Here is a 24,143-nt window from a genome sequence, read left to right on the forward strand (position 1 = left end):
GGTAATACAATGGCATCAACATATAAAGACGCATCATTAAAGGTGTTCTCTTTAAATTCAAACGTTAAATTAGCAGAGCAGATTGCAGATCATATTGGAACTCGCTTAGGTAAATGTTCCGTTAAACGGTTCAGTGATGGGGAAGTACAAATTAATATTGAAGAAAGCATTCGTGGTTGTGATGTGTATGTTGTCCAATCAACATGTTCCCCGGTCAATGAGCATATTATGGAGCTACTCATCATGATTGATGCCCTGAAGCGTGCATCCGCAAGATCCATAAATATTGTTATGCCTTATTATGGATATGCACGTCAGGATAGAAAGGCCCGTTCAAGGGAGCCTATTACTGCTAAGCTTGTGGCAGATTTGTTAGAAACAGCTGGAGCAAGCCGTGTTATCACGTTGGACTTGCATGCACCGCAAATTCAAGGGTTCTTTAATGTGCCGATTGACCATTTACAAGGTGTGCCAATTTTGTCGGATTATTTTGAAGCCAAAAATCTGGATGATATTATCGTTGTCTCCCCAGATCATGGAGGAGTTACACGTGCAAGGAAAATGGCAGATCGTCTAAAAGCTCCAATTGGGATTATTGATAAACGCCGACCACGTCCAAATGTAGCTGAAATAATGAATATTATTGGAAATATTGAAGGTAAAACAGCAATTCTTATTGATGATATTATTGATACGGCTGGAACAATTACACTTGCTGCGAACGCTTTAGTGGAGAATGGAGCCAAAGAAGTGTATGCTTGTTGTACACACCCTGTTTTATCTGGTCCTGCTATAGAGAGAATTGACCAATCTGAGATCAAGGAGCTTGTAATTACAAACTCTATTCCTCAAACAGAAAATAAGCAGAGTGATAAAATTACGGAGCTTTCTGTTGCACCATTGATTGGTGAGGCGATTATCCGTGTACATGAACTTCAATCAGTAAGCATTCTTTTTGACTAGACGTTTAGAAAGTAGATTTTATGGGTAATCTCTAAATGGATTGTTTTTTGAATTACTGCATGATCGCACATAATCAATAAAGAGAGAAAACTTATATTAGTTTTTTAAAATTTTGGAGGGTGATACAGATGGCAGTTAAATTAAAGGCTACAAAACGAGAAGATCTTACAAAATCAACAACTAAGCAAATTAGAAATGAAGGAAGAGTACCTGCAGTAATTTATGGCAAAGCAAAGGATGCCAAATCCATCTCTGTTGATAGTGTAGAACTTGTTAAAACAGTGAGAGATGAAGGTAGAAATGCGATCATTTCATTGGATATTGAAAATGAAAAGCCGGTAGATGTGATGTTACATGAGTATCAGATTGATCCACTGAGAGATGAACTAGTACATGCAGACTTCTATATTGTAAATATGTCTCAAGAAATGGATGTGGAAGTACCTCTTCGCTTGGAAGGAGAAGCACAAGGTTCCAAGGATGGAGGAGTATTGCAGCAACCATTATATGAATTACAGGTTCGTGCTAAGCCAGGTGATATTCCGGAAGAAATTGTAGTGGATATTTCCCGATTAGCTGTTGGTGATACAATTGCTATTGCTGACTTGCCGAAAGCATCCAACTATGAGTTTCTTGAAGATGAAGATACAACAATCGCAACGGTTCTGCCACCAGATACATTGGATGATGTGGAAGAGGCTCCAGATGAGAATAATGAGCCTGAATTGGTAGATGCTGATGCAGAAGATAAAGAATAAAAGGATATCTACAACAATCCCTCCTTTCATCAGGAGGGATTGTTGTATTGACTTTCATATAAAGGAAGAAGCAAAATGAAATGTATTGTAGGTCTGGGTAATCCAGGAAGAAAGTATAAGGAAACACGTCATAACATCGGGTTCATGGTAATTGATGAATTAGTAAAACGCAATAATTGGGAACTTGATAAATCAAAGTTTAATGGGAAATACGCGATGGAAAGAGTGGACGGAGAGAAAATCATCTTGCTCCAGCCACAAACGTTTATGAATCTTTCAGGAGAGTCACTTCGGCCATTAATGGATTTTTACCAGATTGATGTGGAAGATATATTGGTTATTTATGACGACTTGGACTTACCAACAGGGAAAATCCGTTTAAGACAAAAGGGCGGACATGGTGGCCACAATGGGATTAGATCGCTTATTGATCATTTAGGTACGAAAGAGTTTAAGCGGATCCGAATCGGAGTGGGAAGGCCTGTTAAGCCAATACCCGTAGTAGACTATGTCTTGGGTAAGTTTCCAAAAGAGGAACAGGACGATGTTGCAGCTAGTATCACAAAATCAGCAGACGCATGCGAAGCTTGGCTGAAAAGACCGTTTTTGGAAGTAATGAATGAATACAATAATTGATGGATACATAGACTAGCATGTAACAACTAAAGTATAAATAAAATCTCTTTCGGATAAACTGATGATGACATCAAGGCATATCCATAGGAGGTTTTTATATGGCGGTTGTCTATAAGTGCAGGCACTGTGGTCATAAAATTGGTGAATTACATCAGCAAGTTGTTGATACATCCATGTTGGGATTTGATCAATTAACAGTGAAGGAAAAAGAAGAAATGATACATTATCAGGCTAATGGTGATATATTGATCCAAGCAATTTGCGAAGATTGTGAGGAGACATTGGGACGTCACCCGAGTTATCATGAATTGGATTTTTTTATTCAATAAAGCATAGGCAAGAACAGCTTTGGTATTGCGCCAAGGCGTTTTTGCGCTTATTTGCAACAGTGTAGGTGGGGGTTTAGGAATGAAGGGTATAAATTCATATTTAGAATCAAAAGAGGATATAAAGTCCATTCTGGATGGAATAACTAGTGGGATGGGAGAACAGCTTATTGCCGGGTTATCCGGTTCTGCAAGAAGTTTATTGGTTTCATCAATTAATGATTCACTTAATAAACCAATTCTCCTTGTTACACATCAATTGGTACAAGCTCAGCAGCTCTACGATGACTTAGCTGAGTTTGTCAGTGAGGATCATGTACATCTTTACCCTGTAAATGAATTAATTGCATCAGAAATTGCTATCGCCAGCCCAGAATTAAGAAGCCAGCGGATTGAGTCATTAACAGCATGGGCAACAAAGAAATCAGGTATATTAATAGCGCCGGTTGCTGCACTAAAAAGAATATTGCCACCCCCGGAGTATTGGGAAAAGTACCAATTGAACTTTACGCTCGGCGAGGAAATTGATATAGAACGATATCTATTATCTCTAGTTGATATGGGGTATGAACGCGCCTCCATGGTAACAAGTCCGGGAGAATTCAGCCGGCGGGGTGGCATTATTGATATATATCCAATCACAGAGGAGCATCCAATACGTATAGAATTATTTGATGAAGAAATAGATTCTATACGCTATTTTGATGCCGAGACGCAAAGATCACTTGATAAACTGAACCAGGTAATGGTTGGTCCTGCCACTGAGCTTTTGCTAACACAAAGTGATATGTTATCTGGTGGGGAAAGAGTAGAAACGGCTCTGGCAGAGACATTAAAGAATATGACTTCATCTCATGCGAAAGAAACATTAGTTGAAGTAATTAAGCATGATACAGAGCGGCTGAAGAATTTGGAACATTTTCAGGAAATGTATAAATATATTGGTTATTTCTATGAAAAGCCTGCTAGCTTACTAGATTATTTACCAAAGGATGGCCTGATCATATTTGACGAGATGAGCAGAATTCAAGAGACTGCTACTAATCTTGATACAGAGGAAGCGGAATGGTATAGCAGTCTTTTGGAATCCAACCAAATGGTGAAAAACAGTTATTTTTCATTTGATTGGCAACATGTTTGGGGACACATTCATCATCAACGTCTGTATATGTCTATCTTTTTAAGGCATATTCCAAATACACAGCCACAAAATATTATTAATTTATCCACACGGGCGATGCAGGAGTTCCATGGCCAGATGCATTTATTGAAAAACGAATTACACCGTTGGGAGAAAGGTGACTTTTCTGTAGTAGTATTGGCGCCAAATGAAAAGCGCGCGGAAAAGATTCAATCTATTTTTTCGGATTATGAGATGGAATCAGTTGTTACGAAAAACCTTGAGCTACCTGTTGAGAAGCCAACGATTGCCGTCGGGAATATCTCCAATGGTATTGAATTTCCTATGCATAAATTGGCGGTCATTACAGAAAATGAATTGTTCAAGAAAAGGACAAAGCGAAAGCGGAAGCAACAAAAAATTTCTAATGCAGAGCGCATTAAGAGTTATCAGGAATTAAAAGTTGGTGATTATGTTGTTCATGCCAACCATGGGATAGGTAAATACCTTGGCATCGAAACATTGGAAGTTAGTGATTTGCATAAGGACTACATGTTGATCAAGTATTCCGGTGACGACAAACTATTTGTTCCTATTGATCAAATAGATCAGGTCCAAAAATTTGTTGGTTCAGAAGGAAAAGAACCAAAGCTTTATAAACTTGGCGGTAGTGAGTGGACAAAGGTAAAGCGTAAAGTCCAGTCTTCCGTAGAGGACATTGCAGATGACTTAATTAAACTATATGCAGAAAGAGAAGCGAAGAAAGGGTACGCCTTTTCTGAGGACACGGAGATGCAACGGGAATTTGAGGCTTCCTTTCCATACCAGGAGACGGAGGACCAGCTTCGATGTATTGAAGAAATTAAACAGGATATGGAAAGAGAGCGGCCAATGGACCGTTTGCTATGTGGAGATGTTGGCTATGGCAAAACCGAAGTTGCTATTCGTGCAGCTTTTAAAGCAATAGCAGATGGTAAACAGGTTGCTATTTTAGTTCCTACTACTATATTGGCTCAGCAGCATTATGAAACAATGCTCGAACGGTTCCAGGATCATGCAATTAATGTTGGTCTCCTAAGTAGGTTTAGAACAAGAAAACAACAAACAGAAACGATTAAGGGATTGGGCAAGGGTACTGTGGATGTAATTGTTGGTACACACCGGATCCTTTCAAAGGATGTAGAATATCGTGATCTTGGTTTACTCATCGTGGATGAAGAGCAGCGATTTGGAGTAAAGCATAAAGAAAAAATTAAGCAGCTAAAGACAAATGTAGACGTATTAACTCTTACTGCTACACCAATCCCTAGAACCTTGCATATGTCCATGCTAGGAGTAAGAGATCTATCGGTTATCGAAACACCCCCAGAAAATCGCTTCCCAATCCAAACATATGTAATGGAGTATAATCCTATTTTGATTAGGGAATCCATTGAAAGGGAAATGGCACGGGGAGGGCAAGTATTCTTCCTTTATAACCGTGTAGAAAATATTGATAAGGTTGCTCGTGATCTTGGTGTGCTGGTTGAGGATGCGAGAATTGCTGTGGCGCATGGCCAAATGAATGAAACAGAACTGGAAAGTATCATATTCGCCTTTTTAGCTGGGGAATACGATGTCTTGGTAAGTACGACAATTATTGAAACTGGAGTAGATATTCCAAATGTAAACACATTAATTGTAAATGATGCTGACCGTATGGGATTAAGTCAGTTGTATCAGTTAAGGGGAAGAGTAGGTAGATCTAACCGAGTAGCTTATGCCTATTTTACGTATCAAAAAGATAAGGTTCTTACAGAGGTGGCAGAAAAACGCCTCCAAGCTATTAAGGAATTCACAGAGCTTGGCTCCGGATTTAAAATTGCCATGCGTGATCTATCCATCCGTGGCACAGGAAACCTCTTAGGTTCCCAGCAGCATGGATTTATTGACTCTGTTGGTTTTGATATGTACTCTCAAATGCTTAAGGACGCCATTGATGCTCGCAAGGCCGGAAAAGATGTAGAAGATATTAAACCATTTGAACCTGAGTTAGTACTTAGTATTGATGCATATATTCCAGATACGTATATCCGGGATGAAAAACAAAAAATTGAGATATACAAGCAGTTTCAAACGATCTCCTCTCCACAAGACACGGATGAGTTGAAAGATGAATTGATTGACCGTTTTGGTGATTATCCTGAAGAGGTAGGGAACTTATTTACCGTTTCTACTCTTAAGATGTATGCCAAAAATGAGAAGGCAGAGTCGATCAGTGAAAAGAAAAACAAAATAGAAATTATTATGGATGAAAACCGCAGCCAGGAGATTGATGGATCTAAACTATTTGAAATTGCCAATACATTTGGCCGTGGTGTACAGCTTGGAACAGAGGATAGGAAGTTAAAAATTGTTTACCAATGGACCAAGGACACAAAACATGAGCGATATGAATTAATTGGTGATTTCTTACAAAGACTAAGTACGGTAAACAGAGACGAGTAAAAGTTACTCTATGAGCTTCCGCGGGTATAGTAGCATGCATACAGATTGATTGCAGGTTAACTTACAAAACATTTAATTCATAAAAAATGGAATGAAATGTATAGTTATCCTAAGTTGATTCATACTAAAAAAACAGCTGGTGATTTTTAAGTATCAAGATAATATCTGGAATAACGAAATAAGGAAAAATCACTAAGAAATGCATCAAAGAAAGCGAGGTTGCTAACGAATGAAAGCAACAGGAATTGTTCGACGTATTGATGATTTGGGTAGAGTAGTGGTCCCCAAAGAAATTAGAAGAACTTTACGCATCCGTGAAGGAGATCCTTTGGAAATATTTGTAGACAGAGAAGGGGAAGTTATTTTAAAAAAATACTCTCCTATTAATGAGTTAGGTAATTTTGCAAAAGAATATGCAGAGGCTTTATTTGATTCCCTGCAATCTCCTGTGTTTATCTGTGATCGAGATGAAATAATTGCAGTAGCAGGTGAGTCAAAGAAGGATTATTTAAACAAAAATATTAGTACACAACTAACAAAAATTATTGAAGAAAGAAATCAAGTGTTTGTTACAGATGCCAGTACTCTGGAGCTTGTAGAAGGAAACGAAGAGGAATTAAATTCTTATTGTATTAGCCCTATCATTGCAAATGGAGACCCAATTGGATGTGTAATGATTGTTTCAAAAGATGGTGAGAAAATCACAAATGTAGAGCAAAAATCAATTGAAACAGCGGCGGGATTCTTGGCAAGACAGATGGAATAATACTTATATGGGCAGCAAAAAACAGTATGTACTGTTTTTTGCTTTTTTTTAATTAAAAAAAATTCTAATATATTGGGGGTTTTCAATGAATCGCAAAATGAATAAACTCTGTAGTAACGGAGTTGATGTCTCGCTTGTACTTAAGACGTTCATTCTGTGTATCACGCGAAATAGACAACTATGCTATAATAATTTCACATTGTAATTTTAAAAAGGACGTTATTTATGGGCGTGAATGAAACAAATAAACTCGTCAAAAGTGCATTACTGCTAACAGCGGGTGGACTTATCAGTAAGGTTCTAAGTGCTGGATACCGGGTCCCATTACAAAATTTAACTGGCGATATTGGTTTTTATATCTATCAACAAATTTATCCTATTTTAGGAATCGCTCTTATGCTTTCCCTATATGGCTTTCCTTCAGCTATCTCCAAAATGGCAATGGATCTAAAGCGAATGGGAAAGAAGTTAACTTTTAAGACCTTTCATCTTCCCATCATACTTATTTTATTATGTATAAATGCCACACTCTTTCTATTTTTATTACTTAACGCAGATTTACTGGCTGTTTGGATTGGAGATGAGAGGCTTGCTGGCACATATCGTTTCAGTGCCTTTATCTTTTTAGTTATTCCCTTCACCGCTTTACTTCGCGGTGTATTTCAGAGTAACCAATACATGAAACCAGTAGCTTTCTCTCAAATCGGAGAACAGATAGTTAGGGTCTTTATTATTGTAGGAGCAGCAGTAGTTATTTCAACACAGCAGATTAATTTATATAAAATTGGGCAGGCAGCTGTTTGGGCAGCTATTCTAGGCTCAATTACTGCGCTTTTCATTTTAGTAATATTCTATCGGAACAAACAATTAAAAAAAGAAGAGACCAATCATCCTGTCCCATGGAATTATTATGTAAATACATTACTCATTTTGGGATTGGCTGCGACATTAAACCATATGGTATTACTAGTTATTCAATTTGCTGATACGTTTACATTGCTTCCTAGCTTACTTGGCCATGGCCTGGACAAGCAGACCGCAATGGAGGCAAAAGGTGTATTTGATCGTGGACAGCCACTGATTCAACTTGGCATCGTGCTTGGTTCCTCTTTTGCCTTGGCCCTTCTCCCTTCTATTTCTCAAAAGCGGCTGGAGGATGACCCGGAGACCTTTTATTTTTATATACGAGGGGCATTGAAATTCAGTTTGTATTTAGCGGTAGGGGCTTGTATTGGATTAATTATTATTTTTAAAGAAGTGAATGAATTACTATACCAAAACGCGGAAGGTACACGCTACCTGCAAATCCTCGTATCTGCTATTGTTTTTGCTTCTATTGCGATTACCGCCTCTTCCATACTCCAGGGTCTCGGTTATGTGAAGCGTACGGCAGGCTTCATCTTAATAGCTTTCTTTGTAAAGTGGATTGCTAATCAAACACTCGTTCCATGGATAGGAATAATCGGAGCAGCGTTAGCTACTACTGTCAGTCTGCTTTTGCTGTGTATCATCGTATCGATGGAATTACGAAGAAAGGTACCTGGTTTACATTTTTATAAACAAATCAATTGGAAGGTGCTTAGTGGTGCAGCCGGTTTAATGATTATTTATTTGGCTATAGGAAATTTTATTATTTCTTTCATGGAAGATATGTCTAGGTGGGGATTGCTGGTATACGTAGTATTCATTTCTTTTACAGGTGGGGCTATATATATTTTTTGTATGATAAGATGGAAAGCATTTACGATTAAAGAATTACGCATGCTGCCAGCATCTAATTTTTTTATTCGGATTTATAAGGAGAGAAATAAAATATGAGTAAAATTGAGATTATCGGATTAGGAGCAGGAGATATCGATCAGTTACCTCTTGGTCTCTATAAGAAATTAGTTAATCAAAAAAGCACGGTGTATACTCGTACAAAAGACCATCCGGTGATTCGTACACTTGAAGATGAAGGAGTACAGTTTACATCCTTCGATTCGATGTATGAAGAGGAAACTAACTTTGTTGATGTATATGAGCGTATTGTCAGGAGCTTAATTGAGAAGGGAAGAAAGGAACCAATAATATACACCGTTCCAGGTCATCCGATGCTTGCCGAAAAGACCGTCCAGTTGTTATTGGAGCAAAAAGAGGTTGAAATAGACATCCTTGGTGGACAAAGTTATCTTGATGATTTATTTACTACATTACAAATGGATCCTATCGAAGGCTTCCAATTTGTAGACGGGACGTCCTTTAATCGCAATCAGCTGAATTACCGCAATCATATTATATTTTGCCAGGTATATGATCGGTTTATTGCTTCAGAGGTCAAGCTTGCTTTATTAGAAGATTTACCACCTGAATTTGAAATAAAAGTCGTAGATGCTGCTGGAAGTGAACAAGAATCTGTCCGTACGATGCCACTTGAGGAATTAGATCACTCGATGGAAATAAGCAATTTAACAAGCATATATATTCCTCCAGTAACAGAAAACCTGCTTCAACACACATTTCCTAGATTAAAAGAGGTTATTGCCATATTAAGAGGTCCTGATGGATGTCCATGGGATAGGGAACAAACACATGAAACCTTGCGGGAGTATGCCGTGGAAGAGGCCTATGAGCTAATAGATGCAATTGATCAACAAGATGATGAAAATATAGTCGAAGAACTTGGTGATATTTTGCTTCAAGTAATGCTTCATAGTCAGATTGGAGAGGATAACGGATTCTTTACGGTAGATGATGTAATCCGTTCAATTACTGCAAAGATGATTCACCGCCATCCACATGTGTTCGCTGATGTCTCTGTAGATTCAGTTGATCAAGTTTATAAAAATTGGGATGAATTAAAACGAGAGGAAAAAGGGGAGGTTCGAACCTCCTTGTTGGATGGAGTACCTAATCATCTTCCTTCTCTTGCAAAAGCATATAAATTACAAAAAAAGGCTGCCAAAGTAGGATTTAATTGGGACAATGTGGATGACATTTGGAGTAAGCTTAATGAGGAAATAAAAGAAGTGAAAGAGGCCATACAATCTGGAAACGAGGAAGAAATAGAAAAAGAGTTTGGAGATGTCCTGTTTGTCCTGGCAAATTTAACGCGTTATTATAAAATAAACCCGGAAATTGCATTGAATCGGTCTAACCAGAAATTTTATTCTCGTTTTCATTTCATTGAAGAACAGATTCAAGAGAATAACCTTAACATAAACAATGTTTCCTTAGAAGAAATGGATTATTTTTGGAATCAGGCAAAAGAGAGGGAGTAGGAAAAGATGAGATTAGATAAGTTTTTAAAGATTTCCAGACTAATTAAACGTCGTACACTGGCGAAGGAAGTAGCAGATCAAGGCAGAATTACCATTAATGGGAATCAGGCAAAAGCTTCTTCGACTGTTGCAGTGGGTGATGAGCTAATGATTAAATTCGGTCAGAAATTGGTTACCATTGAAGTAACAGCTCTTCGCGAAAATGTAAAAAAGGATGAAGCTGAGACTTTGTATAAGGTAATAAAAGAGGAAAAAAAGGACGAATAAAAAAGCGCCCGGTTCAGTGGAATCGGGCGCTTGTGCTTTTGAGATTTAAACCATCACTTTACATATGTCATTTGTAAATTCTACTGGATCTCCAACTGGGAGACCTTCAATAAGTAATGCCTGATTGTAAAGTAAATTTGTATATAACGCAAATTTTTCTTTATCGCTTTCGTAAGCTGTCTTTAGTGAGTGATAGACTTCGTGATCTGGGTTGATTTCCAGTACCTTCTCTGCCTTTATTTGTTGATTGTTAGGCATTGCGCTAAGTACTTTTTCCATTTCCACAGAGATCTCTCCATCTGTTGATAAGCAGACAGGATGTGATTTGAGTCGATTAGAGACCTTTACATCCTTTACCTTGCCTTCTAGCTGCTTTTTCATTTCTGTGAACAAATCTTTGTTGGAGGCTGCTTCTTCCTCAGCTTTATTATTTTCCTCTGTCATATCTAAGCCAAGGTCTCCACTGGATACAGAGCGGAATTCCTTCTCCTTGTATTGCATGAGCATCTTTATAGCAAATTCATCTACTTCATCGGTAAAGTAGAGAATTTCATATCCTTTATCTGCAACTAGTTCTGTTTGAGGTAGTTTATCAATCCGATCAATGGATTCGCCTGTTGCATAATAAATATATTTTTGATCCTCTGGCATTCTCGATGCATACTCATCAAGTGATACTAATTTCTTTTCCTTTGAAGAATAGAAAAGCAGCAAATCCTGTAGGGTATCTTTGTTCGCACCGAAGTCGCTGTACACACCATATTTTAATTGGCGTCCAAATGACTCAAAGAATTTCTCATACCCTTCCCGATCTTCTCTTAACAGCTGTAAAAGCTGTTGTTTAATTTTCTTTGTTATATTCTTTGAGATTAATTTTAATTGACGATCATGCTGTAGCATTTCCCGTGAAATATTTAAGGATAAGTCTTCCGAGTCGACCAATCCCTTCACAAAGCTAAAATAATCTGGCAAGAGCTCAGCACACTTCTCCATAATCAACACACCATTTGAATACAATTCCAGGCCTTTTTCATATTCAGCTGTGTAATAGTTATATGGTGTAGTTTCCGGAATGTATAAAATAGAATTATAACGAATGGTTCCATCAACATGGATATGGATATGTTTTAGTGGCTTATCAAAGCCATACCTTTTTTCCTGATAAAAGTTCTCATAGTCTTCATCTGTTAATTCACTCTTATTCTTTTTCCAGATCGGCACCATGCTGTTTATTGTTTCTTCTTCTGTATACTCTGTGTAATCTTCGCTACCTTCTTCTTTTGGTTCCTTTTTTGTAATATCCATCTTAATTGGGTACCGAATGAAGTCAGAGTATTTCTTAATAATTTGCTTCAAACGGTATTCTTCAAGATATTCATCATAGTTTTCATCTTCGGTATTTTCCATGATCTTAAGGATAATTTCTGTGCCAACATCCTCTTTATTGGCTGTTTCTATTGTATATCCGTCAGCACCTTTGGATTCCCATACATAAGCTTCCTCATTACCAAGTGCACGGCTAATGACTTTTACTTCTTCTGCAACCATGAATGCAGCATAGAAGCCTACCCCGAATTGGCCGATAATATCATGTCCATCTTTTGTTTCATTTTCTTTTTTAAATGCTAATGATCCACTTTGAGCGATGACCCCAAGATTGTTTTCCAATTCCTCTTTGGTCATTCCTATCCCTGTATCCTTGATTTTCAACAAGCGATTTTCTTTATCAGCACTTATTTTTATGTAGTAATTGCCCATATCAAAGTCCAGGGAATCATCTGTAAGTGCCTTGTAGTATATTTTGTCAATAGCATCACTGGAGTTGGATATCAATTCTCGTAGAAATACTTCTTTTTGTGAGTAAATTGAGTTAATCATCATTTCCAATAATCTTTTTGATTCTGCCTGAAACTGCTTTTTAACCATCGTTAAAACTCCCTTCAAGTTGATGATATCATATTAGCACTCGTTCATTAAGAGTGATAATCCCATAAAATAAATATCATATCCATTGGCAGGTGTCAAGAAACACTCTTCTTATATGTTGGATTCAGGTTCTACACTTGTCCTTTCGTTCATATAGTAATAGGGATAAGGAGGGTCTCTTACAATGAACTATTATGAAAATAAACCAACGACAACAGATACACGTGTGCAAACAGATCATTATGTAAAAATGAATAACCGAAGAAATCTGGAAATAACAGGTGTAAAGGAAGTCGACAGTTTTGATAATGAAGAATTTCTACTGGAAACGGTAATGGGTTACTTAATTATACGTGGACAAAATCTTCAATTAAAAAACCTCGATGTTGGAGAGGGAAATGTAACTATTAAAGGAAAAGTGTACGAGCTATCTTATGTGGACGAGCAGCAGGAGAAAGCTAAAGGATTCTTTAGCAAGCTCTTCAGATGACATTAGATACACAATTTATGACCATGTTCGCTATGGTTTTAAGTGGCCTCTATCTGGGTATAGCTCTAGAAACCTTCTATCGGTTCAAGCCATTCTGGAAGAAGAACGTATTTCTATCCTATCTCATGGAGGTCCTTTTTTGGACTTCTCAAACTGTCATCCTATTTTATGTGCTCTTTCGGGTTAATGGTGGGGAGCTACGATTTTACATTATTGCTGCATGTGTGCTTGGTTTTGCTATTTATCAGGTTCTTGTCGCTAAACTATATAAGAAATTGTTGGAATATATTATACGAGTAATTGCTGCTATTTATCACTTTTTTGAAAGGCTTATCCAGCTGCTCCTCATTAATCCAATAAAGTGGATGATAAGCATAGTGATTGCTTTAGTGCTTTGGCTTATTCATCTGATAGGCATCATTCTTCTTTTTTGTCTTAAAGTAGTGTTTTTCCCAATTAGGGGCTTGTTAAGATTGATATACTCCATTTTACCGAAAAAGATTCAAAGTTTTTTACTCAACATAGCAGGATTTTGTAGTACAATGAAGAATATAACAACTAAATGGATACATTTTATATGGTCAAAGAGGAGGTAAAAGCTTGTCAGCGAGAGAAAAAACAGTTACAAGACTGGATTCGAATTACATGCAGCAATATGATGTGTACATAGAGAGACAAAAGAGAAAAAAACAACGTTTGATTCGTCGTCTTGTGTTATTTTCTTTAATAGCTCTCTTGGCTATCGGAAGCTTAGCATCCTATCATTTTAATCAACGGGAACTCCGTGCGGAAAAAATGGAGGAATACGAACAGCTGCAGGATGAATTAGCCACATTAAAGAAAGAAGAAAAGAATATGAAAGAGGAAATCACCTTGCTTAATGATGAAGAGTATGTCTTGGAAATTGCAAGGACAAACTATTTCTTCTCCAAAGAAGGGGAATTAATCTTTAATATTCCTCAAGAAAAGCCGTCATATTGACACACATTTATAAGCTTAGCTATAATATAATAGAGAAGACATGATATTCTGATTATAAATGAATCAGGATGCTGGAAAGATGAATGTTCCATAGTTATGGGGTTTCCATTTTTCTAAAAATTTTAAGGAGGAGCATTTTTTTTATGTCAATCGAAGTAGGCAGCAAGCTGCAGGGAAAGGTAACTGGTATCACTAATTTTGGAGCGTTTGTGGAGCTTGAGGAAGGTAAAACGGGCTTAGTTCACATTAGTGAAGTTGCCGACAACTATGTGAAAGACATTAATGAACACCTTAGTGTTGGTGAAGAAGTGAAGGTTAAAGTTATTAATGTTGAAAAGGATGGTAAGATTGGTCTGTCTATTAAAAAAGCAAAAGACAAACCAAAACGTCCACAGCGTGATCCACGTGAGCGTACGGAATCATTTGAATCCAAAATGAACCGTTTCCTCAAAGATTCAGAAGACCGTTTGGCCTCTTTAAAGAAGCACACGGAATCCAAACGCGGGGGTCGAGGTGCTAAAAGAGGATAGCAGTTGCTGTCTATAGACAATGCTCTATATAAATAAAAACCAGGTTCCGATTGGAAGCTGGTTTTTTTGGCTTTACATAATAAATATCTGTGGCGGATACTCTCGCTCTGCAGCTGATTAATTTCTTCTTCGGCAGATACTTTCGCTCTGCAGCTGATTAAATTAATCTGCGGCGGATAGTTTCGCTCTGCGGCAGATTAATTTTTTCTACGGGGGATAGTTTCGCTCTGCAGCTGATTACTTTCTTCTCCGGCGGATACTCTCGCTCTACGGCTGGTTAGTACATCAAGCAAAAAAAAACCTGCAGGAACAATAGTTCTCTGCAGGTTTTCTTTTTGATAGCGGCGGAGGGGATCGAACCCACGACCTCACGGGTATGAACCGTACGCTCTCGCCAGCTGAGCTACGCCGCCAAATAAGTCAACAAAAAATATAATACAACAGCCTCACTCTGATGTCAATAGAAAAGTAGAAAGTAAATAAAGGAATAACAGATAATTTAGATGTCCTACCAAGTTGTAACAAAACACTACGCTTTGCTTTATTCGCCACATCCTTAGGATTTTCAACAAAATAAAAGATTATGTCATTAATCCCTTTCCTTGTATATCAATAGTAACGTTCATATGTTCGTGTTGAATCATGCCTGTTTTTTAGAAACAAGTCGAACGATTCTTGCATAGCACCCTGCTCTTTTGACAAAAAAAGAAGGCATATTGTGGTTTAATATCACAAAGAGGGAGTGGTTATGTATGATGAATTCAATTCCGAGGGTGGAACCAAAAGTATTGGGTACGGATAATATAAGCCAAATACAAAAACTTCGGCATAAAGGATCTGCCACGGTGAAGAGCGTGTTACTTAACAAAGGATGGCTATATTTTTTTGTAGGCTTTTTATTGGGACGGGCTGTTATTCTCTCTGTTGTTTCCCCATTTGCTGTAGCATTTCTGGCTACTATGTGGTTTATACATAGAGATAAAACGGTCAAATCCATGTTCGCTGTCATTGCTGGTGCTTTAAGTTATTCAATTGTTCATAGTATATTTATAACCTTTGCAATGATTGTATTTATATTATTAGCTGGCTTATTTAAGAAATTTAAAAACCAGCAGTTAGTGTTACCAATTATTGTGTTTTCATCAACTGCTGCTGCCAGAATATGTATCTATTCCTTTAATAGCCAACTATCCTCCTATGAATGGATGCTGGTAGTAGTTGAAGGCGTTTTAGGGGCAGTACTTGTACTAATATTTATGCAGAGTATTCCTTTATTATCACCAAAACGATACAAGCCAGCCCTGAAAAATGAAGAGGTAGTCTGTATGATTATTCTAATTGCCTCTATACTTACTGGTACAATCGGGTGGACAATCTATGATGCTTCTATGGAACAAATTTTTTCTCGTTATTTTGTGCTAATTCTTGCTTACGTTGGTGGGGCAGCGATTGGATCAACAGTTGGTGTTGTTGCTGGATTAATTTTATCACTGGCAAACGTGGCTAATTTGTACCAGATGAGTTTGTTAGCCTTCTCCGGTTTATTGGGCGGTTTGCTTAAAGAAGGTAAAAAACCGGGTGTTGCTGTAGGGCTTTTTGTGGGCACATTTTTAATTGGAATATATGGTGATTCGGCCACACTGATTCCTTCTATTATAGAAACAAGCTTTGCAATCGGTTTCTTTTTAATTACTCCTGGAAGCTGGTTCAAAAAAATCTCCAGATATATACCTGGGACCGAAGAATATACTAATGAACAAGAGCAATATTTACAAAAGGTAAGAAATGTCACAGCGAAAAGAGTAGAGCAGTTTTCTGATGTGTTTGAAGCCCTATCCAAAAGTTTTGCAACAACAGACATAGCTTCGCCAGACAATGATGAACTCAAAAGAGAGACAGACTTTTTTCTTAGCCAAGTAACAGAAAAAACATGCCAGACTTGTTTTATGAAGGAACGTTGCTGGCAAAAACAGTTTGATACCACCTATTCACTTATGGAAGAAATGAAAGATGATATAGCAGACGGTCATGAACCAAATCGAAGGGTATCCCGTGAGTTTGAAAATTACTGTGTTAAATCCAAAAAAGTAGTCGATGCCATGAAGGAAGAGGCTTCTTACTTTAATGCGAATCAAAAATTAAAGCAGCAAGTAATGGAAAGCAAGAGGTTAGTTGCTGATCAATTGCAAGGTGTCTCAGAGGTAATGGAGGATTTTGCGAAAGAGATTCTTAAGGAAAGGCAGATGCATGAACAACAGGAACTGCAAATTGTACATGCACTTAAACAATTAGGAATTCAATTGGAAAAGCTGGATGTATATGGTTTGGAAAAAGGAAATGTAGATATAGAAATGACAATGACCTTTTATGATTATCACGGGGAAGGCTCCAAGTTAATTGCTCCTGTCCTATCCGAAATTCTAAATGAAATGGTAATAGTAAAGCAGGAGGAAATTTCTCCTTTTCCAAATGGGTATAGTTATTTAGCGTTTGGATCGGCAAAAGAATTTGTTGTAGAAACAGGGGCTGCAAATGCCGCAAAGGGTGGAGGATTGATTTCAGGAGATAGTTATACAACGATTGAACTTGGTGCTGGTAAATTTGCAATGGCGATTAGTGATGGGATGGGGAATGGAAAAAGAGCAAGAGAAGAAAGCATGGAAACCCTCCGCTTGTTGCAACAAATCTTACAAACAGGGATTCCGGAAAAAGTAGCAATAAAGTCCATAAACTCTATCTTGTCCCTCCGCAGCACGGATGAGATCTTTGCAACCTTGGACTTAGCTGTGATTGACATGCATAATGCATTTGTTCGCTTTTTAAAAATAGGGTCAACACCTAGCTTTATTAAAAGAGGTGATCAACTTATAAAAGTAGAAGCAAGTAATCTTCCAATGGGGATTGTGCAGGAATTTGATGTGGATATTGTAAGTGATCAATTGATGTCTGGTGATTTATTAATCATGATGAGTGACGGAATATTTGACGGACCGAAAGATGTGGAGAATACCGATGTATGGTTGAAAAGGAAAATAAGAGAGATGAAGACAGAAGATCCTCAAGAAATGGCGGACCTGCTTCTAGAGGAGGTTATTCGGACAAGGTCAGGTGAAATTGTAGATGATATGACTGTTTTGGTAACAAAGGTGATGAAAAACAGTCCGAAATGGGCAAATGTCCCTGTCTATGGTGAAAAAGCACAATAATTTAAAAGGAAAAACGATCATTTGGGCATGGTCTAGTTAGCTGAACCGCCTTGTGGGTATAAACAAGGCGGTTCAGCTTTTAAAATTACTGTTACATATGTTGTGATAAAAAGCTATCTCATACAATTCAATTTTGACACTGTTGGACTCCAATCCCTCAGCTAGTAGTATATTTCCCATGTTTTTTGGTGATGATGGTAATGGAAAATGATGGGAGGTATATATAGAGTGAGAAAAGGGACATTAAAGCAAATATTGCTGATTACGGATGGCTGTTCCAATAAAGGAGAGGATCCTGCTGCCACCGCTGCGTTAGCCCACCAGCAAGGGATAACCGTTAATGTAATAGGGATATTGGATGATCAAACGGAGCAACCAGAGGGCTTACAGGAAGTTGAAGAAATCGCCTTATCTGGAGGTGGAGTTAGTCAGCTTGTCTATAAACAGGCATTATCACAGACTGTTCAAGCAGTCACAAAACAGGCCATGACACAAACACTCCAAGGGTTTGTTAATAAAGAGTTACAACAGATTTTAGGTTCTGGTCAATCGATGGAGGATCTCGCGCCTGAAAAGCGAGGCGAAATTATGGAAGTGGTAGAAGATATGGGAGAAACATGTGATTTGGAAGTTTTAGTACTTATTGATACAAGCGCAAGTATGCATGATAAGCTTCCTACTGTGAAAGAAGCCTTAATAGATTTATCCATTAGTCTAAATTCCCGTATTGGAAGAAATCGTTTTTGTATTTACAGCTTTCCTGGTAAAAGGAAAGATATTCAAAAAGTGTTTGATTGGTCGCCACAATTAGATGCTATTTCTACCGTGTTTCCAAAGCTGACTAGTGGAGGGATAACGCCAACAGGGCCCGCTATTCGTGAAGCAATGTACCAGTTTGGCAGAAAGAGCTTGCGAAGGAGCTTTAGAAATGAGGACGAACCAGGCATGGAAGAAGCATAACAAGGAAATAAGGCCGGGCATTCAAATTACAGGCAAGTGGCATAAGAATAGCTACCTCATTAAAAAAGAGCTGGGATCAGGGGCAATTGGAACTGTCTATTTATGTGAATGGAATGGCCGCGCTGCTGCATTGAAAATAAGTGATACAAGTACATCCATGACCGTGGAAGTGAATGTCTTAAAGTCGCTGGAAAAGGTCCAAGGTAATCCGCTTGGACCTTCTTTAGTAGATATAGATGATTGGACTTCTCCGCTTGGTAACCAGTATACATTTTATGTAATGGAGTATTTACAAGGGCAATCCCTGGCATCATTTATCCGGCAACAAGGAAATGAATGGATAGGTGTCTTTATGTTACAATTGCTTGAGGATTTGGAGAGACTTCATCAATCTGGCTGGATTTTCGGTGACTTAAAAACAGATAACATTTTAGTGCTTCATTCCCCTCCAAGAGTTCGTTGGATTGATGTTGGTGGTACAACGAAAGTAGGAAGAGCGATTAAGGAGTATACAGAGTTCTACGACCGGGGCTACTGGGGGCTTGGTACAAGAAAAGCTGAACCAAGCTATGATTTATTCGCATTGGTTATGGTATTTTTACATGTCTTTTATCCGAAGCGATTTGAAAAAAAGCAAACCTCTTCTCAGGTTTTTTTATTTAACAAAATCGATGCAATAAAGGAGCTAACCCCCTACCGTACTGTCCTAAAAAAGGCTGTAGAAGGTAAATATCAAACGAGCGCTGAAATGCGTGTAGAGGTTATTAACTGTATGTACCACATGCAGAAGAGGTCACGGTCACGTGCCAATAAAAATGTACAAAGATCATCATCACTACCTATGCTAGCAGAAGCAGGTGGGATCACGCTATTGGCAACCATGTATTACGTGTTGTCCTTGCTTTTATAGGGGGGGAAAGTATGGTATTCTTGAGACAGCTTAAGAGGTTGGAGTTGGGATGCAGATGAATGAGGCCGTAATAGCTTTTATAAATAAACAACGACTACTGAAAAAGAACACCACGGTTTTGGTTGGAGTTTCAGGTGGGCCTGATTCGATGGCGCTCCTTCATTTTCTTCGAGCTATTCGGAAGGAGTGGGGCCTAAATTTAATCGCGATCTCTGTGGATCACCAATTGCGCGGGGAGGAATCCATCGCGGATGTAAAATATGTGGAAAAGGTATGCAGGCAATGGGAAATCCCTTTTAAAAGCACCTCAGTTGATGTGAAATCTTACAAGAACGAACTTCATGTTGGTACACAGGTTGCTGCGAGAGAAATGCGTTATCGCTTTTTTGAAGAACAAATGTATGCACATCAGGCAGATTATTTAGCACTAGGCCATCATAGCGATGACCAGCTGGAAACCATGTTAATGAGTTTAGTTAGATCAGCAAATTCAAGTGCGCTTAGTGGCATACCTGCAAAAAGGGAATTTGCTGGAGGCTGGATTATAAGACCTTTGTTGGCTGTTACAAGATTGGAAGTAGAAGCCTATTGCAAGATAAATGGCATTACACCAAGATATGACCCCTCTAATGATGAACTAACATATACAAGAAATTATTTTAGAAATACCGTGCTGCCATTAATAAAAGAGAAAAACAGTAATATACATAATACAGTCCAACATTTGAGTGAAACACTTGCTGAAGATGAAGCATACTTAAGAAATGAAGCTGAAAAACTGGTAGATAGACTGGTAGACTTCACTGCTAATTATGAGAAAGCATCCTTTGAAATTAATCTTTTCAAAAAACATCCAATTGCTTTACAAAGACGGGCCTATCATCTAATATTAAACTATCTGTATAAGCGTTTACCCAAAGATTTATCGTACATCCATGAAGCGTATTTTTTTTCTTTATTGGAAAACGGAAAAGGAAACGTACAGATTGATTTTCCGTTCCATTTAACATTGGAAAAGTCATATAATAATTTATCTTTTTACTTCGCTGATCTAGAACCCCACGATCCCTCTTATTGTAAAACTTTAGAAGTCCCAGGAAGAACAATGTTACCTGATGGGACCGTGATCTATGCTGAAATGATGGATCAACCGCTATTAGGAAAAAGGGATAGCTTCATTTGCAATTTGGAAGAAATTCAGCTTCCTCTACATATTCGTACTCGTAAACCGGGTGATAGGATGCGTTGGAAGGGTTTAGCAGGTAGTAAAAAAGTGAAAGACATTTTTATAGATGCTAAAATTCCAAAAGTAGAACGGGCTTCCTGGCCAATTCTGGTAGATGATCAAGGTGAAATTTTATGGCTTATCGGATTGAAAAAAGGACAACCTAAACATCAAGCTAATAATGCCCCGTATATCCATATATATTACGAAAGAGGCTAAAAGTAGGAGGAGCATACATGCATAACGATATAAAAGAGGTCCTTATCTCTGAAGAAGACATAAAGGAGAAATGCAAAGCGCTTGGACAGCAGCTTAGCAAAGAATATGAAGGAAAGTTCCCTTTGGCAATTGGGGTTTTAAAAGGGGCTATGCCATTTATGTCCGACGTATTAAGACAGATGGATATTCACTTGGAAATGGATTTTATGGATGTTTCCAGTTACGGAAGCGAAATGCGTTCTTCCGGTGAAGTAAAGATCGTGAAGGATTTGGATACCAAAGTAGAAGGTCGGGATCTTTTAATTATTGAAGATATCATAGATAGTGGCCTTACTTTAAGTTATTTGGTTGATTTATTCAAATACCGTAAAGCCAAATCAATAAAAATTGTTACATTGCTTGATAAGCCATCTGGAAGAACAGCCGTTATTAAAGCAGACTTAGTCGGCTTTGAGGTTCCTAACGAATTTGTGGTTGGGTACGGACTTGATTATCAGGAAAAATACCGTAACTTGCCATACATTGGTGTGTTAAAACCAGAGATTTACGGTGGAGAATAATTAACTTGGAATAGATAAAAATAGTGAAGCAATGATGTAATTGTTTGTTTAAAAAATGGTAACAAGTGGATATTAACTTAGGATGCATAGAGCACTCCTTATGAAGTGAAATTAGTTGTATTCCAGCTTTTTCATATGGTACGATGTTATATAGTTTTTCCCCGCTTGGGAGGAGGTAAGTAATGAATCGGATATTTCGGAACGTTTTCTTTTGGGTACTCATATTCTTCGTTATCGTCGGTGTAATAGGAGTATTCAATGGGCAGAACGAAGAAGCAAAACAATTTAATGTGCAACAATTTACAGATGCTTTGAATAATGGCGAAATTGAAGAAATGACGATGCAACCCGCAAATGGAATTGTGCGGTATACCGGTACGTTAACAGATGATGATAAGAAATTTATTGCACAAGTGCCGGATAATACAGAAATTATAGCGTCTATTACAGAGCAAGCAAATAAACAAAGTGTGCTCCATGTCGAAGAAGAAGAACAACCAAGTGCATGGGTAACATTTTTAACTACCATGATTCCGTTCTTAATTATAGGTTTATTTTTCTTGTTTATACTTAGCCAAGCCCAAGGTGGAGGCGGCGGTGGCCGTGTCATGAACTTTGGTAAGAGTAAAGCTAAGATGTACAGTGAGGATAAAAAGAAAGTACGCTTTAAGGATGTAGCAGGTGCTGATGAGGAAAAGCAAGAACTTGTTGAAGTTGTAGAGTTCTTAAAAGATCCTCGGAAGTTCTCGGCTGTTGGAGCCAGAATTCCTAAAGGTGTTCTTCTCGTAGGACCGCCTGGAACAGGTAAAACACTACTTGCTCGTGCGGTAGCTGGTGAAGCCGGCACACCGTTTTTCTCCATAAGTGGTTCAGACTTTGTGGAAATGTTCGTTGGTGTGGGTGCATCACGAGTGCGTGACTTATTTGAAAATGCGAAGAAAAATGCTCCTTGTATTATATTTATAGATGAAATTGATGCAGTGGGAAGACAGCGTGGCGCAGGTCTTGGCGGCGGCCATGACGAGCGTGAACAAACATTGAACCAGTTGCTTGTAGAAATGGATGGCTTCGGTGTTAATGAAGGTATCATTATTATCGCAGCAACCAACCGTGCGGATATTCTTGACCCTGCATTATTACGTCCAGGTCGTTTTGACAGACAGATTACCGTTGATCGCCCGGATGTTAAAGGCCGTCAGGAAGTATTGCAAGTCCATGCGAGAAATAAGCCGCTAGATAGCACGGTAGATCTTAAGATTATCGCTATGCGGACACCTGGATTTTCCGGTGCAGATCTGGAAAACCTATTAAACGAAGCAGCCCTTGTGGCAGCAAGGTCTGATCGCAAAGAAATAAATATGCTGGATGTTGATGAGGCAATTGATCGGGTAATTGCTGGTCCAGCTAAGAAGAGCAGGGTTATCTCTGAAAAAGAAAGAAATATTGTAGCATATCATGAAAGTGGTCATACGATTATTGGTATGGTTCTCGATGATGCGGATATGGTACATAAAGTTACGATTGTACCACGCGGGCAAGCTGGTGGTTATGCTGTCATGCTGCCTAGGGAAGATCGCTACTTTATGACGAAACCAGAACTATTTGATAAAATCACTGGTCTTTTGGGAGGCCGTGTTGCTGAAGAGATTATCTTCGGGGAAGTAAGTACCGGTGCACACAATGACTTCCAGCGTGCCACAGGTATTGCCCGTAAGATGATTACGGAATACGGTATGAGTGATAAGATAGGTCCGCTACAGTTTACAAGTGGAGGCGGCGGTGACGTCTTCCTTGGTCGTGACTTAGGAAATGAGCAAAACTATAGTGATGCCATTGCACATGATATCGACCAAGAAATGCAAAACTTTATTAACTATTGTTATGATCGAGCTAAAACGATTTTAACAGAGAATAAAGATAAGCTGGAACTTGTAGCTAAGACGCTTTTAGAAGTAGAAACACTTGATGCCAAGCAAATTAAATCGTTATTTGAGGATGGCATCTTGCCAGAAGCTGAGGATTATGGCATAGAAGAAAATGATTCTATGAAGGTGAATATCCAATCAAAGGATCAGGATAACGAACCAGAATCTTTTGAAGAAGCAAAAGAAGAGGCAAACACGAAGCGGGAAGAAGAAAATAAATCCATTGAGGATTCTATTATGACTGATAACAAACCTTCTTCCGGTGAAGACACAAATGAAGATAAAAAAGAGTAACTATCCAAAAAGCAGCCACACTACTACGTGGCTGCTTTTTTATATGCATATGTTATTAGGGGTATTAAATGGCTTGTTTCCCTAATGTAATTCGTGAAGTGGATAATTTGCGAAGTAACTTTTGATATTTAAGTTAAGTATGAAAAATAACTTTGTTACTGGAAAGCTCACTGAAATATTGAATCTGGTTGCATCACCGCTACGGAAAATACTGCGCTTTTCGGGGGCGGCTGATGAGCCTCCTCATGCTACCGCATTCCGGGGTCTCACCTATGCCTCATCTCCCCCAGAAGTCTACGTATTTTCCTCCGCTTAAGTGTTACTTTTTATCGAT

20 protein-coding genes and 1 tRNA gene are annotated in these 24,143 nt (G+C 38.3%); 19 read left to right on the forward strand and 2 right to left on the reverse strand.

The window, feature by feature from the left end:
• The first annotated feature begins 9 nt into the window (after window positions 1–9).
• The 9 genes from X953_RS00340 (at window position 10) to X953_RS00380 (ending at window position 10,583) form a co-directional block, all read left to right on the forward strand.
• Window positions 10–963, forward strand: a complete 954-nt coding sequence (locus X953_RS00340; protein ID WP_040953895.1) for a ribose-phosphate diphosphokinase — start codon at window positions 10–12, stop codon at window positions 961–963.
• 128 nt (window positions 964–1,091) lie between these two features.
• Window positions 1,092–1,721 carry a 50S ribosomal protein L25/general stress protein Ctc gene (locus tag X953_RS00345; RefSeq protein WP_040953896.1) on the forward strand — a complete coding sequence of 210 codons (630 nt, stop codon included), beginning with the start codon at window positions 1,092–1,094 and terminating at the stop codon, window positions 1,719–1,721.
• Window positions 1,722–1,796: 75 nt separating this feature from the next.
• Window positions 1,797–2,357 carry an aminoacyl-tRNA hydrolase gene (gene pth / locus X953_RS00350; protein ID WP_040953897.1) on the forward strand — a complete coding sequence of 187 codons (561 nt, stop codon included), beginning with the start codon at window positions 1,797–1,799 and terminating at the stop codon, window positions 2,355–2,357.
• Between the two features lie 98 nt (window positions 2,358–2,455).
• The gene (locus X953_RS00355) at window positions 2,456–2,686 is read left to right on the forward strand and encodes an anti-sigma-F factor Fin family protein (protein ID WP_040953898.1); all 231 of its coding nucleotides are present in this window, start codon (window positions 2,456–2,458) and stop codon (window positions 2,684–2,686) included.
• Window positions 2,687–2,765: 79 nt separating this feature from the next.
• Window positions 2,766–6,290, forward strand: a complete 3,525-nt coding sequence (mfd, locus tag X953_RS00360) for a transcription-repair coupling factor (RefSeq protein WP_040953899.1) — start codon at window positions 2,766–2,768, stop codon at window positions 6,288–6,290.
• Window positions 6,291–6,519: 229 nt separating this feature from the next.
• The gene (spoVT, locus tag X953_RS00365) at window positions 6,520–7,056 is read left to right on the forward strand and encodes a stage V sporulation protein T (RefSeq protein WP_040953900.1); all 537 of its coding nucleotides are present in this window, start codon (window positions 6,520–6,522) and stop codon (window positions 7,054–7,056) included.
• A gap of 225 nt (window positions 7,057–7,281) precedes the next feature.
• Window positions 7,282–8,874 carry a polysaccharide biosynthesis protein gene (locus X953_RS00370; RefSeq protein ID WP_040953901.1) on the forward strand — a complete coding sequence of 531 codons (1,593 nt, stop codon included), beginning with the start codon at window positions 7,282–7,284 and terminating at the stop codon, window positions 8,872–8,874.
• Window positions 8,871–10,316, forward strand: coding sequence for a nucleoside triphosphate pyrophosphohydrolase (gene mazG / locus X953_RS00375; RefSeq protein WP_040953902.1), 1,446 nt, complete (start codon window positions 8,871–8,873; stop codon window positions 10,314–10,316). Before X953_RS00370 ends, mazG begins: the two co-directional genes overlap by 4 nt.
• A 6-nt stretch (window positions 10,317–10,322) precedes the next feature.
• Window positions 10,323–10,583 carry an RNA-binding S4 domain-containing protein gene (locus X953_RS00380; protein ID WP_040953903.1) on the forward strand — a complete coding sequence of 87 codons (261 nt, stop codon included), beginning with the start codon at window positions 10,323–10,325 and terminating at the stop codon, window positions 10,581–10,583.
• Between the two features lie 45 nt (window positions 10,584–10,628).
• On the opposite strand, the gene htpG is transcribed toward X953_RS00380, so the two are convergent.
• Window positions 10,629–12,509, reverse strand: coding sequence for a molecular chaperone HtpG (htpG, locus tag X953_RS00385; protein WP_040953904.1), 1,881 nt, complete (start codon window positions 12,507–12,509; stop codon window positions 10,629–10,631).
• Window positions 12,510–12,693: 184 nt separating this feature from the next.
• On the opposite strand from htpG, the gene yabP reads away from it, so the two are divergent.
• From yabP to X953_RS00405, 4 genes are all read left to right on the forward strand, one after another.
• Window positions 12,694–12,999 carry a sporulation protein YabP gene (gene yabP, locus X953_RS00390; protein ID WP_040953905.1) on the forward strand — a complete coding sequence of 102 codons (306 nt, stop codon included), beginning with the start codon at window positions 12,694–12,696 and terminating at the stop codon, window positions 12,997–12,999.
• The gene (gene yabQ / locus X953_RS00395) at window positions 12,996–13,595 is read left to right on the forward strand and encodes a spore cortex biosynthesis protein YabQ (protein ID WP_040953906.1); all 600 of its coding nucleotides are present in this window, start codon (window positions 12,996–12,998) and stop codon (window positions 13,593–13,595) included. The genes yabP and yabQ overlap by 4 nt, the downstream gene beginning before the upstream one ends.
• A gap of 4 nt (window positions 13,596–13,599) precedes the next feature.
• Complete coding sequence (locus X953_RS00400; RefSeq protein WP_040953907.1) at window positions 13,600–13,980, forward strand: septum formation initiator family protein; 381 nt, start codon at window positions 13,600–13,602, stop codon at window positions 13,978–13,980.
• Between the two features lie 143 nt (window positions 13,981–14,123).
• Window positions 14,124–14,510 (forward strand): S1 domain-containing RNA-binding protein, encoded by a 387-nt coding sequence (locus X953_RS00405; RefSeq protein ID WP_019376356.1) that lies wholly within the window; start codon window positions 14,124–14,126, stop codon window positions 14,508–14,510.
• 339 nt (window positions 14,511–14,849) lie between these two features.
• On the opposite strand, the gene X953_RS00410 is transcribed toward X953_RS00405, so the two are convergent.
• Window positions 14,850–14,923 (reverse strand) — tRNA-Met (locus X953_RS00410).
• A 339-nt stretch (window positions 14,924–15,262) separates the two neighbouring features.
• Between X953_RS00410 and spoIIE the strand changes: the two genes are divergently transcribed.
• The 6 genes from spoIIE (at window position 15,263) to ftsH (ending at window position 23,809) form a co-directional block, all read left to right on the forward strand.
• Window positions 15,263–17,716 (forward strand): stage II sporulation protein E, encoded by a 2,454-nt coding sequence (gene spoIIE, locus X953_RS00415; protein ID WP_040953908.1) that lies wholly within the window; start codon window positions 15,263–15,265, stop codon window positions 17,714–17,716.
• 228 nt (window positions 17,717–17,944) lie between these two features.
• Window positions 17,945–18,676, forward strand: a complete 732-nt coding sequence (locus X953_RS00420; RefSeq protein ID WP_040953909.1) for a VWA domain-containing protein — start codon at window positions 17,945–17,947, stop codon at window positions 18,674–18,676.
• On the forward strand, window positions 18,645–19,586 hold the full coding sequence (locus tag X953_RS00425; RefSeq protein ID WP_040953910.1) for a protein kinase: 942 nt from the start codon (window positions 18,645–18,647) through the stop codon (window positions 19,584–19,586). The genes X953_RS00420 and X953_RS00425 overlap by 32 nt, the downstream gene beginning before the upstream one ends.
• A gap of 49 nt (window positions 19,587–19,635) precedes the next feature.
• Window positions 19,636–21,030: a tRNA lysidine(34) synthetase TilS gene (tilS, locus tag X953_RS00430; RefSeq protein ID WP_232217755.1), complete on the forward strand. Its 1,395-nt coding sequence runs from the start codon at window positions 19,636–19,638 to the stop codon at window positions 21,028–21,030.
• A 17-nt stretch (window positions 21,031–21,047) separates the two neighbouring features.
• Window positions 21,048–21,590 (forward strand): hypoxanthine phosphoribosyltransferase, encoded by a 543-nt coding sequence (gene hpt, locus X953_RS00435; RefSeq protein WP_040953911.1) that lies wholly within the window; start codon window positions 21,048–21,050, stop codon window positions 21,588–21,590.
• Window positions 21,591–21,772: 182 nt separating this feature from the next.
• On the forward strand, window positions 21,773–23,809 hold the full coding sequence (gene ftsH / locus X953_RS00440; RefSeq protein ID WP_040953912.1) for an ATP-dependent zinc metalloprotease FtsH: 2,037 nt from the start codon (window positions 21,773–21,775) through the stop codon (window positions 23,807–23,809).
• Window positions 23,810–24,143 lie beyond the last annotated feature (334 nt).

Origin of the sequence: Virgibacillus sp. SK37, assembly GCF_000725285.1 — a bacterium.
Lineage (GTDB): Bacteria > Bacillota > Bacilli > Bacillales > Amphibacillaceae > Virgibacillus_Q.